This window comes from Synechococcus sp. W55.1, from assembly GCF_047461655.1.
Lineage (GTDB): Bacteria > Cyanobacteriota > Cyanobacteriia > Thermostichales > Thermostichaceae > Thermostichus.
On record NZ_JANSHN010000006.1, the window covers coordinates 66,437 to 78,589 of the forward strand.

Below are 12,153 nucleotides of genomic sequence, written 5' to 3' on the forward strand. Positions count from 1 at the left end.
TGAGCAGGATCAACTTGAGGAGGGCTGACCTGTTCGCGACAGCGGTGCGGAGCACTACTGAGGCCCTATCAGAGGAGGCGAACACGCCAGAAAATGGATCGACGAGGAATCGACACTCAACGCGAGTGATGAGAAAACAAGTCGGTAGGGCAGGGGGTATGTCAAACTGAGGCTGGCCTTGCTTTGGAGGATCGGGTCTATTGCTGGGCAACGCTGACCCAAAGGTATCTTCTCAGCCTGGGTGGAAAAAGCTCCTGCGGCAGATCTTGGCTCCTTGGCGGGAGTTCGATGGCATTTTGCTGGCCACAGTGCTGGCCTTGACGGGCATCGGTATTGTTGCTATCCGCAGTGCGGTCTGGGAGCGGCCCATCAGCCACTACTGGGTACAGCAGTTGATCATGGCCGGGATCAGCCTGGCGTTTTTGGGAGTGGTGGCCCGGATTCCATATGAGCGGCTGTTGCGCTGGCACTGGTTCACCTACTTCTTGACCTTGGCGAGTTTAATTGCAGTGCTCTTTTTCGGCACAGCAGGCGGAGGAGCGGAGCGCTGGCTCTCCATCGCCGGCTTTCAGGTGCAGCCTTCTGAGTTTGCCAAGCTGGGGGTAATCATCACCCTGGCCGCTCTCCTGCACCACTGGCCGATCAAATACTTCAGCCAGATTTGGGTGGCTGTTGCCGTCGTCGCTCCCCCCTGGATCTTGATTTTCCTGCAGCCCAACCTGGGCACTGCCCTGGTGTTTGTGGTGATTGTGCTGGTCATGCTCTACTGGGCCGGGGCCAAGGGCAGTTGGATCCTCTTGCTTTTGTCGCCGGGGGTGGGAGCCATTCTCTATGGCTTACACACTCGCCCAGAGCAGAGCTGGATGCTTTGGATTTGGCTGCTCTGGTGTCTGGGAATGGCGGGGTTGGCCGCTTGGCGTCTCCCCTGGCGGTGGACGGGGGCCGTAACTTTTGGGGTGATCAACCTGCTCTCGGGGCAGTTGGGGCAGCTAGCCTGGCACCTTCTCAAGCCCTATCAGCGGCGGCGGCTGGAGATTTTCATCGATCCCATGCAAGAGCCTTGGGGATCCGGCTATCACCTCATTCAATCCCGCATTGCCATCGGGGCCGGTGGCCTCTGGGGACAGGGCATCCAGCAGGGCACCCAAACCCAACTGGACTTTATCCCCGAACAGCACACGGATTTCATTTTCTCCGCCATTGGGGAAGAGATGGGCTTTGTGGGCACCCTGACGGTGCTGATCCTGTTCTGGATCCTGTGTGCGCGGCTGATCTGGATTGCCCAAGGGGCCAAGGACAATTTTGGATCCCTGATCACCATTGGGGTGCTGGCAATGATCCTGTTTCAGGCAGTAGTCAACATCGGCATGACCATCGGCCTGGCCCCCATTACCGGTTTGCCTTTGCCTTTTTTGAGCTATGGCCGCTCGGCTCTGCTGACCAATTTTCTGGCCATCGGCTTGGTGGAGTCGGTGGTGATGCACCGCCAACGTGCCACCTTTTTCACCTGAGCCCTGCCTGGGAATACCCCTGAACCACTTCTCATTCAAAAAATCTTCAGAATCTTTACAATCAATTGAGATTGCCTGCCCATCCCTTGCCCTACCCTCGCCGGGATTTGTATTCTACTGCAATTCCATCCCCTCGCCCTTCTGTGGGCGTTGCAGAACTTCTTTTCCTCACTCATCTTTGACCATGTCTCAACCCGCCCTCGAATCCATCCTGCAGGAAAAGCGCCTTTTCCCCCCGCCCCCTTCGTTTGTGCAACAGGCCCGCATCACCCCCAGTCGCTACCAACAGCTTTGTCAGGAAGCCGAGGCGGATCCCTTAGGTTTTTGGGAACGGCTGGCTCGGCAGGAGTTGCACTGGTTTCAGCCTTGGCAGCAGGTGTTGCACTGGGATCCTCCCCAGGCGCAGTGGTTTGTGGGAGGACAGCTCAACCTCAGCTACAACTGCTTGGATCGCCACCTGGAAAATGGCCGCCGCCACAAACTGGCCCTGATCTGGGAGGGAGAACCGGGGGACATTCGCACCTTGACCTATGAGCAGCTCCATCGCGAGGTCTGCCGTTGGGCCAACGGCCTGAAGGCCCTGGGCATTCAAAAAGGGGATCGGGTGGGGATCTACATGCCGATGATCCCGGAAGCCGTCATGGCCATGCTGGCCTGTGCTCGGCTCGGGGCAGCCCATACGGTGGTGTTTGGGGGCTTTAGCGCAGAGGCTCTCAAGGAGCGGCTGCGGGATGCGGAAGCCAAAGCCGTGATCACCGCCGATGGGGGCTGGCGCAAAGATGCGATTGTCCCCCTCAAGCCGCAGGTGGACTTGGCGCTGGCAGAGGGAGTGCCCACTGTCGAAAACGTCTTGGTGGTGCGGCGGACGGGGCAAGCCGTGCCGATGACCCCAGGCCGAGATGTTTGGTGGCATGAGCTGGCTCCTGGCTTGGAGGAAGCGTGCCCTGCCGAGCCGATGGACTCGGAGGCGATGCTGTTTATCCTCTACACCTCCGGCACCACCGGCAAGCCCAAAGGCGTTGTCCACACCAGCGGCGGCTACAACCTCTACACCCACATCACCTGCCAGTGGATCTTCGATTTGCACGAAGAAGACATCTACTGGTGTACTGCCGATATCGGTTGGATCACGGGACACAGCTACATCGTCTATGGCCCCCTCTCCAACGGGGCAACGGTGTTTATGTACGAAGGGGCGCCGCGACCGTCCAAGCCCGATTGCTTCTGGGAGTTAATCGCCCGTCACCGCATCTCCATTTTTTACACTGCTCCAACGGCCATCCGGGCCTTTATGAGAAGTGGCGACGCCCTGCCCCGTCGGCATGATCTCTCTTCGCTGCGCCTGTTGGGCACGGTTGGCGAGCCGATCAATCCCGAAGCTTGGATGTGGTACCACACCGTCATCGGCAACGAGCGCTGCCCCATTGTGGATACCTGGTGGCAGACCGAAACCGGCGGCATTATGATTTCGCCCTTGCCGGGGGTTACCGCCACCAAGCCGGGATCGGCTACCCGTCCTTTTCCGGGCATTCAAGCAGATGTTGTCGATATGGAGGGGAACCCGGCACCCGAAGGGGGGTATTTGGTGATCCGTCGCCCCTGGCCGGGCATGATGCGCACTATCTATAGAGATCCGCAGCGGTTCCGCACCAGCTACTGGGAGCGGATCCCTCCCCAAGATGGGCAGTATTTCTACTTTGCCGGGGATGGGGCCCGCCGGGATGAAGACGGTTATTTTTGGGTGATGGGCCGGGTGGACGATGTCATCAATGTGGCAGGACATCGCCTCGGCACGATGGAACTTGAATCGGCCTTGGTGTCTCATCCTGCAGTTGCCGAAGCGGCTGTGGTCGGTCGCCCAGATGACCTCAAAGGCGAGGTGATCGTGGCCTTTGTCATCCTGTCGGAGGGCTATGAGCCCAGCGAAGCGCTGCGCCAAGCGTTGATGCAACATGTGGTCTCCGAAATCGGGGCCATTGCCCGCCCCAGCGAAATTCGCTTCACCGAGGCCCTGCCCAAAACCCGCTCCGGCAAGATCATGCGCCGTTTGCTGCGGGATTTGGCGGCTGGCGCCGGCATCAGTGGCGATACCTCCACCCTCGAAGATCGCGGGGTGCTAGAACGGCTGCGCCAAGGGGTATGAGCCGACCACAACCCCGCACTAAGATGAGGACATTGAGTCCTGGGTTGTGAAGTCTTCATGTTGCCTCTGGATCCCACCCTGTACTTCGACCACAGCGCCACCACTCCCCCCCGGCCCGAGGTCATTGAGGCCATGCGGATGGCGATGCAGGAAAGCTGGGGCAATCCCTCTAGCTTGCATGGGTGGGGAGAACGGGCCGCCATGGCCATGGAGCGGGCGCGGCAACAGGTGGCCGAGCTGCTTAACTGTGAGCCAGAGGCGCTGCTGTTTACCTCGGGGGGGACAGAATCCAACAACTTGGCCCTCTTTGGGGTGGCCCAGTGCTACTCCACTCCCCAGCACCTGATCCTCTCCAGTGTGGAGCATGCCTCGGTGGAAAATGCTGCCCGCCAGTTGCAGTCCCAGGGTTGGCAGGTCACCCGTCTGCCGGTGAACGCCGCCGGCCAGGTGGATCCCCGGACTTTAATCCGAGCCTTGCAGCCCAACACCGTTTTGGTCTCCATCGTCCACGGGCAAAATGAGGTGGGATCCCTGCAACCCATTGCCGAGCTGGGCCACATCTGCCGCCAAGCTGGGGTACTGTTCCACAGCGATGCTGTGCAGACGGTGGGGCGGATCCCGTTGGATCTGACACAACTGCCGGTGGATCTGCTCTCCCTTTCCGGGCACAAGCTCTACGGGCCGCAGGGGGTGGGGGCACTGTACGTGCGCCCAGGGGTGGAGCTGCGACCGCTGCTGCGGGGGGGCGGGCAAGAACGGCGGCTGCGCGCCGGTACCCAAGGGATCCCGGGAATTGTCGGCTTGGGAGTGGCGGCGGCTCTGGCGGCCCAGGAGCTGTCCCAAGAAACGGCCCGCCTACGGCAATTGCAACGGCATTTGGCCCAGTTGCTGGCGGAGGTGCCCGGTTTGCGGCTGACCGGCCCTGTGGATTTGGAGCAGCGTCTGCCCCACCACCTCAGCTACTGCGCCGCAGGGGGGATCCCGGGGAATGTGCTGGTCAGGGCTCTGAGCCGCCAGGGGATCGCCATTAGCGCCGGCTCCGCCTGTAGCAGCGGCCAACTGATCCCCAGCCGCATCCTCTTGGCCATGGGCTATTCGGAAGCCGAGGCACTGGGATCCATTCGCCTTAGCCTTGGCAAAGCCACCACCTACGCTGCGGTCGAGTATGTAGCCCGATGTCTGCAGGCAGTAATTGCCTCGACCTCCGAATCCGGATCCCTGGAGGATGGGGCAACTCAATCCCCGTTGTCGGTTCCTGTCGCGTAGCCGGATCGAAGGTTGGGCAGGCTGGGTTAAGGTGATAGAGAGTTAAAGGGCTGGTCGCTATGGCTGAGATGAGTCCGTATCAGGTGTTGGGAATTAGCGAAGAAGCCTCTTTTGAAGAGATTCAATCGGCGCGGGCTCGGCTCCTGGCCAGCTTGGGCGCCGATGAACAGCAGCAAGAGCGGGTGGAGCAAGCCTACGATGCCATCCTGATGCAGCGCCTGCGCCTGCGCAAAGAGGGCAAAATCGCCGTTCCCGATCGCATTCGCTACGCCGAACAACGGGCTGCCCATCCTGAGCCGGAGCTGAGTTTGCCTCGCCCTGCTGCCCAAAATCCCCCCTGGGTCAGCCGCTGGCTGGATACCCCCTCTACCGCCGATGCCCTCTGGCCTGCGGCGCTGCTGGGTGGGCTGGGGGGTTGGGTTATCCTGGCTCCCGATGAGTACCCCTCGCTGCAACTGGCCTTGGGGCTGATGGCTTGTATCTATTTCCTGTACCGCAAAGAGCGCCGCTTCATTCGCGCTTTTCTCTTGGCCCTGGCGGGCCTGAGCCTGGGGCTGATGTTGGCCTACGGCATTGCCCTTCCTCTCACCGGTGGCGATGCTCCTGGTGCGCTGTTGGTGGGGATCACGTTTACGGTGATGTGGTTGGTGACCAGCTTTCTGCGCTAGCTGCCGGTTGGCAACGGATATCCAACCAGGGATCATCCTCACCTGCCAAACCGCCGCTGCCGCGACTGATAGCTAAGCAAGGCTTGGTGAAAAGCGGCTCGGTCGAAATCCGGCCAGAGGATGGGGGTGAAATACTGCTCGGTGTAGGCCATCTGCCAGAGCAGGAAGTTGCTGATGCGCATCTCGCCGCTGGTACGGATCAGCAGATCAGGATCCGATAAGCCGGTGGTGTAGAGAAATTGGGAAAAGAGGGCCTCGTCAATCTGATCCGGCTGCAGCAGCCCCTGCTGCACCAAGGTGGCAATGGAGCGGCAGGCCTGCAGGATCTCCTGTCGTCCCCCGTAGTTGAGGGCCACCGTCAGGCAAATGCCCTTGTTGTGCTGGGTGCAGGCCACCGCATGCACGATGGTTTCCTGCAGAGAGTGGGGCAGAGCCGACAACTGGCCGGCAAACTGGATGCGCACCCCCTGCTGCACCATTTCCCCCAACTCCCGCCACAGCACCTGCTCGAACAACGTCATGAGGAAATCCACTTCCTCGCGGGCACGGCCCCAGTTCTCGGTGGAGAAGGCATAGGCGGTAAGGGCCGGGATCCCCCAATCATTGCAACAGCGCAGCAGCTCCTTCAGGGCCGATACCCCTCGCTGATGCCCAACGCTGCGGGGTAAACCCCGTTTTTGCGCCCAACGCCCGTTGCCATCCATCACCACCGCCACATGGCGGGGCAACAACTGGGGATCCAGGTCGGCAGGCAAGTGCAGAAGATGGGCAGGAGAAAGGGTCATGGGGATCAGTCTTTCGGGAGGGTTTTCTCAGGTTTGCGAAAGAGTTTAGTTAGATCGGAGAGGGATCCCCACCAGCGCAGCGGCCCATTGCGAAACCAGGGGTAGGCCCACAATCCCCGTAGCGGAGCATCTCGTTTTTTGGCATCGCGGGGATTGCGCAACCGCTGTACCAGCAGCTCGTGTAACTTGGCACTGGTCAGAGGCCGCTCGATGCGCCCACCCTCCGCCAGGGAAATGGATCCCGTTTCTTCTGAGACCACAATACACAAGCAATTGGTCTGCTCTGTGATCCCCATCGCAGCGCGGTGCCGTGTGCCCAGTTGCCGAGAGGCGGCCCGCTCCGAAACCGGTAGGATTACCCCCGCTGCGCGAATGCGATCCCGATGGATGACCACAGCCCCATCATGCAACAAAGTTGAAGTCTGGAAAATGGTCTGCAGGATCTCCCGCGACACCCGCGCCTGCAGAGGTACCCCTTTGTCGGTAAAGACCCGCGAGTCAATCGGCTGCTCTGGCTCGATGACAATCAGCGCTCCTGTGCGGTTTTGGGAAAGTTCTCGCACCGCTTGCACCAGTTCTTCCACCAAATCTTCCTCAGGATCCTCCTCGTCGTCGCCTGCGTTGCTTGGCCACTCCATGCGGATAGCTCTTGCCAGTTGCTCCAGCAGCCGGCGAAACTCCGGTTGAAAGAGCACGCCCATGGCTACGGCTGCGCCCAGGAGCAGGCGATCCAAGATCAGGTGAACCAAGGGGAGAGAGGCTGTGGCCAGGTACAGCACCAGCAGCACTATAAATCCCCTCACCAGCACCCCAGCACGACTTTCGCGGGTGTAGTAGAGAGCCAAAGCCAACAGAAAGACAGCCAGAGCCCAGTCCAAGAGGCTGAGAAAGTTAAACTGCTGTAGCCAAGCCCATAAGGCCGCCAGCATGGCGAAAAACCCCGTTCACGCTCCCCTCATTGCGGGCCTTCTGACTGTGCCGTTCTGTACCTCAGAACCTCTCAACTCCAGAACCCTTGTTGACTGCGGCCCCCAGACCAGCCTACCACTCACCTCCTGGCCATCTTCCAGTCTTTCCCGCGTGAGGTGCGTTGGCTGTGGTCGGCGTTGCCAGGGAAGGCTGTGCTTCTACTTAGCCCAGATGGGTATGGGCGATCCTCCCCTTCAACGCAGCAACCGCTCCGGCAGAACATCCTGACGGATTAGGTCGGCATAAGTTTCTCGCCGCACAATCAACTGGGCCTCTCCCTCGTTGACCAGCACCGCGGCTGGCCGAGGGAAGCGATTGTAATTGGAAGCCATGCTGTAGTTGTAGGCCCCCGTCGCCAAAACCACCAACACTTCTCCTGCCATTGGAGCGGGCAGAAGCACATCCTTCAACAGCACATCCCCCGACTCGCAGTGTTTGCCGGCCACCGTTACCCGCTGCGTGGCCTCTGCCTCTGGTCGGTTGGCCAGAAGGGCGGTATAGCGGGCTTGGTAGGTGATCGGGCGGGGGTTGTCGGACATACCACCGTCGATGGTGATGTAGGTGCGTCCTTGGGGCAGGTCATCACTGGGAGGGATCCGCTTTTGCCCCCCCAGGGTGTAGGCGGTCACGGCAGCCGGCCCAATCACAGATCGTCCGGGCTCACAGAGCACTTTCGGCAGAGGGATCCCAGCCTGGGCAAAGGCTTGTTGCACCGCCGTCGCCACAGTTTCCACCCACTCCGGGATGGAGGGGGGATCATCGGATTCGACATAGCGGATCCCCAGGCCCCCACCCACATTCAGCTCTTGTAGGGGCAACCCTCTGCCCAGCCCTTGCCGCCAGATCTGGGCCAGCACCCCCGCCAGGTCGCGGTGGCCCTGTAGATCAAAAATCTGTGACCCAATGTGGGCATGGAGCCCAACGCACTGCAGTTGGGGATGGGCTGCCAAAAAGTCAAACACCTCCGGCAGTTGCCATTGGCCGATGCCGAATTTGCTGTCGGTTTGTCCGGTGCGGATGTACTCGTGGGTGTGGACGTCAATACCAGGGTTAACCCGCAGGAGCAGCCGCGCTGGCCGTGCGGGCGTGGTCAGGGCCGACACCTGCTGCAGTTCGTACAGGCTATCGACCACCAAAGTACAGCCCGTCTCCAGGGCCAAGTTCAGCTCGTCGAGAGACTTGGCGTTGCCGTGCAGATAGAGATCTTCACCTTTGGCCCCCGCCTGCAGGGCCGTGTACAGCTCCCCGCCAGAAGCCACATCCAACCCCAGCCCTTCTTGCAGCGCCAATGCACAGATGGCCAGGCAGTTCCAGGCTTTCGTGGCGTACAAAACCCGGGATCCCCCGGCGTAGCAGCGGGCCCAGGTGTCACGGTAAAGCTGGCAGGCGCGGCGCAGCGTCCATTCGTCCAGGATGTAGAGAGGGGATCCGAACTGGCGCACCAGCTCCACCACGTCGCACCCCCCAATTTCCAAGTGCCCCCGGCTGTTGATACGGCTGGTCAAGGGGCGCAAAGACTGGTTGGGAGAAAGGGTCTGCTCTGGATGGGTAGGAGTGCCGAGGGTAGAAATCATAGTCAGGGGCCGAAGGACTGTTTTCAACGATATCAAGTTCCGCGTTCAGCTTGTCTTGAAAAATGTCCAGCCCCGACCCGATCCGGCTTTTTCCGGCAGCTTCCCTCTGTAGCCAGCTCTGGCGCCACCTCATTGTCTGCACGAGGATCCGATGGCTTCCCAGCTCTGGCCTCTCGATTAAGGCGGCTGATGATGGGAGCAGGTCTGATTTGGGCAACACCTTCTGCTATGATGAAAGACCGGTGTCAATGGGTCGATGCCCGAGGGGTTAAAGGGGGCGGACTGTAAATCCGCTGGCTTACGCCTACGTTGGTTCGAATCCAACTCGGCCCACCATCGGGTTTGCCCACGTGGCTCAGTGGTAGAGCACCCCCTTGGTAAGGGGGAGGTCACGAGTTCGATCCTCGTCGTGGGCTTGGCAATTTAGAGATAATCTTCAGCCGATAGTGCCAACGGCAACTGCCTCTCCGGTCAGCGAAAAAGCTCGCGTGGCGGTAATGCGCACCGGCACCAGGGATCCCTGCAGTTGCTCCGGATTCCCTTCAAAGAACACTAAGCGATTGCCGCGGGTACGCCCCATTGCCTGGCGGGGGTTTTTCGGGTTGGGGCCTTCCACCAGCACCTCTTGCACCTGGCCTAGGAGTCGGGCGCTGCGAGCGGCAGCCACCTCGGCCACCAGTCGGTTCAGCCGTTGCAGGCGGTCGCTTTTTTCCTCTTCAGGCACCTGGTCGGGCCACTCGGCGGCAGGGGTGCCGGGACGGGGGGAGTAGGCAGCAGTGTTCACTTGGTCAAAGCCGATATCCTGCACCAGTTGCAGGGTTTCTTGGAACTGGGCTTCTGTTTCTCCCGGAAAGCCGACAATGGCATCGGCGCTGATGGCCGCTTCGGGCATGTATTGGCGGATGAGCTGGATGATCTGGCGATAGCGCTCGTGGGTGTAGCCGCGCCGCATCCGCTTGAGCACTTCGTTGCTGCCCGCCTGGAAGGGGATGTGGAAGTGCTCGCAGACTTTGGGCAGCTCGGCGCAGGTGGCGATCAGCTCCTCGGTAAAGTAGCGCGGGTGGCTGGTGGCAAAGCGAATCCGTTCAATACCTTCCACCGAATGGACGAAGCGCAACAAGCTGGCCAGGTTGGTTTTCGGATCCAGATCCCGTCCGTAGGCGTCGATGTTCTGCCCCAGCAACGTCACCTCGCGGTAGCCCGCTCTGGCCACGTCTTCGATTTCGGCGCGAATGGCCTGGGGCTGTCGGGACTGCTCTTGCCCTCGCACCCGCGGCACGATGCAGTAGGTACAACGCTCGTTGCAACCGTAGATAACATTGATCCAAGCAGTGACCTGGCTGTCGCGGCGGGGCTTGGTGATGTCTTCTGGGATCTCAACCGGATCGGTGGCCACCACCTGGTTTCCGGCTTCCACCTGCGCCAGCAAATCCCCAAGGCGGTTCACGTACTGGGGGCCCATGACCAGATCCAGCTCAGGGACGCGGCGCAACAATTTCTCCCCCTCTTGCTGGGCCACACAGCCGGCCACGATCAGCTTGATGGCCGGGTTCTTGCGCTTGCGCTGTGCCTGGATGCCCAGGTAGGAATAGACCTTCTGCTCAGCATTGTCGCGGATGGTGCAGGTGTTGTAGAGAACTAAGTCCGCCTGCAACTCATCTTCGGTGGCCACATACCCCAGGGACTCCAGGATCCCGGCCATGCGCTCGGTATCGGCGCGGTTCATTTGGCAGCCGAAGGTGATGGTGTGGTAGGTGGGAGCAGCCATGGGAAGAAACAGTACGAAGAACCACCATCTTCGAGCTTAGCGGATCCTTAAAATGGCTGCGGGGCTTGAGACTCCAACAGTTAATCTAGCTAGATAGAAATTCCTACACCGGCAAAGGCTCATGTTGCCCAAGCATCGTCCCAAGCAACTGTCGCTGGGCCCTCTGGAGTCGGAAATCTTGGACATCCTCTGGGATCTGGGCAGTGCCAGCACCCGTCAAATCCACGAGCGCATCTTGGCCGATCCGGATCGGGAGCTGGCCTATGCCTCTGTGACTACAGTTTTGCAGCGCTTAAGCCAGAAGGGCTGGGTGAGCTGTGAGCGCCGCACCGATCCCCAAGGGCGGAATCTGCCCATGCTGTGGCGGCCTCGTCTTTCGCGTCAGGAAGCGGCCAGCCTCAGGGCCTTCACCCACCTGCAGCAGTTTTTGGCTGTAGGGGATCCCGATACGGTGGCAGCCTTTGCCGATAGCCTGGATCAGGCCAGTGTGTCCCAGTTGCAGGCGATTGCCGAACGGCTGCGGGCAGCCCGTCAAGCCAGGAGGGATCCGCGATGAGCCACTTGGGCATGTTACTGCTGGGCTTGGGCCTCAGTTGCCTGTGGCGAGCCCAGGTGCGCCTGGACAGGAGTGGGGGATGGGGCCGACGTTGGCAGCGGGCTTGGATCCACTTCTTGCTGCCCCCGCTGCTGTTGCTGACCACTGCTTTGGCCTTGGCCTGGATGGGGCCGTGGGGACAAATGGCCGGGGTGGGGGGCTGGTTCTGCTACGGCTGTGCTCTGCTGTTGCTGGCCGTGGCCGGCGGCGTGGCCTTGCACTGGATTTGGGAATACTGGCGCTCCTATCGACGTGCCCATCTGCAAGCTTTAGCCCATGTGGATTTGCATGGCTCTCCGGCCTATGTGCTGGATTTGGAGATCCCTTTTGCTGCCCAAGTGGGGGTGTGGAATGCCCAGTTGGTGGTCAGCCGCGGCCTGCTGGAGCAGTTGGATGATGAGCACTTGCGGGCTGTAATCGCTCACGAAGAAGCCCATCGCCACTACCGCGACACCCTGTGGATGTTTGGGGTGGGCTGGCTGCGACGCCTCACCGGCTGGCTGCCCAACACCGAGGCCCTCTGGCAGGAATTGCTCACTCTGCGGGAACTGCGGGCGGATCGCTGGGCGGCCCAACGGGTGGATCCCTTGCTGTTGGGAGAGGCCCTGCTGCAGGTGGTGGGCTATGGCGTGGTGGAGCAACCGGCGGCGGCCTGGGTTGGCTTTGCAATGGCCGTGAGTTCAGACTCAGGGCAACGGCTGCAGGAGCGTATCGATGCCCTGCTGCAGCAGGCAGAGTCAGGGCCCGTCGATCCCCTACCCCATTCTTCTTCCATTCGGGGTTGGGCCTGGTTGGGGTTGTCCCTATTGCCTTTGCTGGCGATCCCGTTCCATACCTGAAGATTGACGGCGATTCCTCAACCAAATTGTCCTTG

Annotated in this window: 10 protein-coding genes and 2 tRNA genes; 8 read left to right on the top strand and 4 right to left on the bottom strand. The window is 60.8% G+C overall.

The window, feature by feature from the left end:
- The first annotated feature begins 200 nt into the window (after window positions 1–200).
- From rodA to NW816_RS04525, 4 genes are all read left to right on the top strand, one after another.
- Complete coding sequence (rodA, locus tag NW816_RS04510; RefSeq protein ID WP_414355699.1) at window positions 201–1,511, top strand: rod shape-determining protein RodA; 1,311 nt, start codon at window positions 201–203, stop codon at window positions 1,509–1,511.
- Window positions 1,512–1,695: 184 nt separating this feature from the next.
- On the top strand, window positions 1,696–3,654 hold the full coding sequence (gene acs, locus NW816_RS04515) for an acetate--CoA ligase (protein ID WP_414373677.1): 1,959 nt from the start codon (window positions 1,696–1,698) through the stop codon (window positions 3,652–3,654).
- A 57-nt stretch (window positions 3,655–3,711) separates the two neighbouring features.
- Complete coding sequence (locus NW816_RS04520) at window positions 3,712–4,920, top strand: cysteine desulfurase family protein (protein WP_414408382.1); 1,209 nt, start codon at window positions 3,712–3,714, stop codon at window positions 4,918–4,920.
- A 59-nt stretch (window positions 4,921–4,979) separates the two neighbouring features.
- The gene (locus NW816_RS04525) at window positions 4,980–5,588 is read left to right on the top strand and encodes a CPP1-like family protein (protein ID WP_041436527.1); all 609 of its coding nucleotides are present in this window, start codon (window positions 4,980–4,982) and stop codon (window positions 5,586–5,588) included.
- A 38-nt stretch (window positions 5,589–5,626) separates the two neighbouring features.
- On the opposite strand, the gene NW816_RS04530 is transcribed toward NW816_RS04525, so the two are convergent.
- The 3 genes from NW816_RS04530 to lysA form a co-directional block, all read right to left on the bottom strand.
- On the bottom strand, window positions 5,627–6,373 hold the full coding sequence (locus tag NW816_RS04530; RefSeq protein ID WP_414408383.1) for an isoprenyl transferase: 747 nt from the start codon (window positions 6,371–6,373) through the stop codon (window positions 5,627–5,629).
- Between the two features lie 5 nt (window positions 6,374–6,378).
- Window positions 6,379–7,302, bottom strand: coding sequence for a diadenylate cyclase CdaA (cdaA, locus tag NW816_RS04535; protein WP_414408384.1), 924 nt, complete (start codon window positions 7,300–7,302; stop codon window positions 6,379–6,381).
- A gap of 234 nt (window positions 7,303–7,536) precedes the next feature.
- Window positions 7,537–8,916, bottom strand: a complete 1,380-nt coding sequence (gene lysA / locus NW816_RS04540) for a diaminopimelate decarboxylase (protein ID WP_414380971.1) — start codon at window positions 8,914–8,916, stop codon at window positions 7,537–7,539.
- A gap of 250 nt (window positions 8,917–9,166) precedes the next feature.
- Between lysA and NW816_RS04545 the strand changes: the two genes are divergently transcribed.
- Both NW816_RS04545 and NW816_RS04550 read left to right on the top strand, forming a co-directional pair.
- A tRNA-Tyr gene (locus NW816_RS04545) sits at window positions 9,167–9,252 on the top strand.
- An 8-nt stretch (window positions 9,253–9,260) separates the two neighbouring features.
- A tRNA-Thr gene (locus tag NW816_RS04550) sits at window positions 9,261–9,332 on the top strand.
- A 20-nt stretch (window positions 9,333–9,352) separates the two neighbouring features.
- Here NW816_RS04550 and miaB read toward each other — a convergent pair.
- Complete coding sequence (gene miaB / locus NW816_RS04555) at window positions 9,353–10,684, bottom strand: tRNA (N6-isopentenyl adenosine(37)-C2)-methylthiotransferase MiaB (RefSeq protein ID WP_414408385.1); 1,332 nt, start codon at window positions 10,682–10,684, stop codon at window positions 9,353–9,355.
- A 121-nt stretch (window positions 10,685–10,805) separates the two neighbouring features.
- Here miaB and NW816_RS04560 point away from each other — a divergent pair, with 121 nt between their 5' ends.
- Window positions 10,806–11,240, top strand: coding sequence for a BlaI/MecI/CopY family transcriptional regulator (locus NW816_RS04560; RefSeq protein ID WP_011433287.1), 435 nt, complete (start codon window positions 10,806–10,808; stop codon window positions 11,238–11,240).
- On the top strand, window positions 11,237–12,118 hold the full coding sequence (locus NW816_RS04565) for a M56 family metallopeptidase (protein WP_414373669.1): 882 nt from the start codon (window positions 11,237–11,239) through the stop codon (window positions 12,116–12,118). Before NW816_RS04560 ends, NW816_RS04565 begins: the two co-directional genes overlap by 4 nt.
- The last annotated feature ends 35 nt before the right edge of the window (window positions 12,119–12,153 follow it).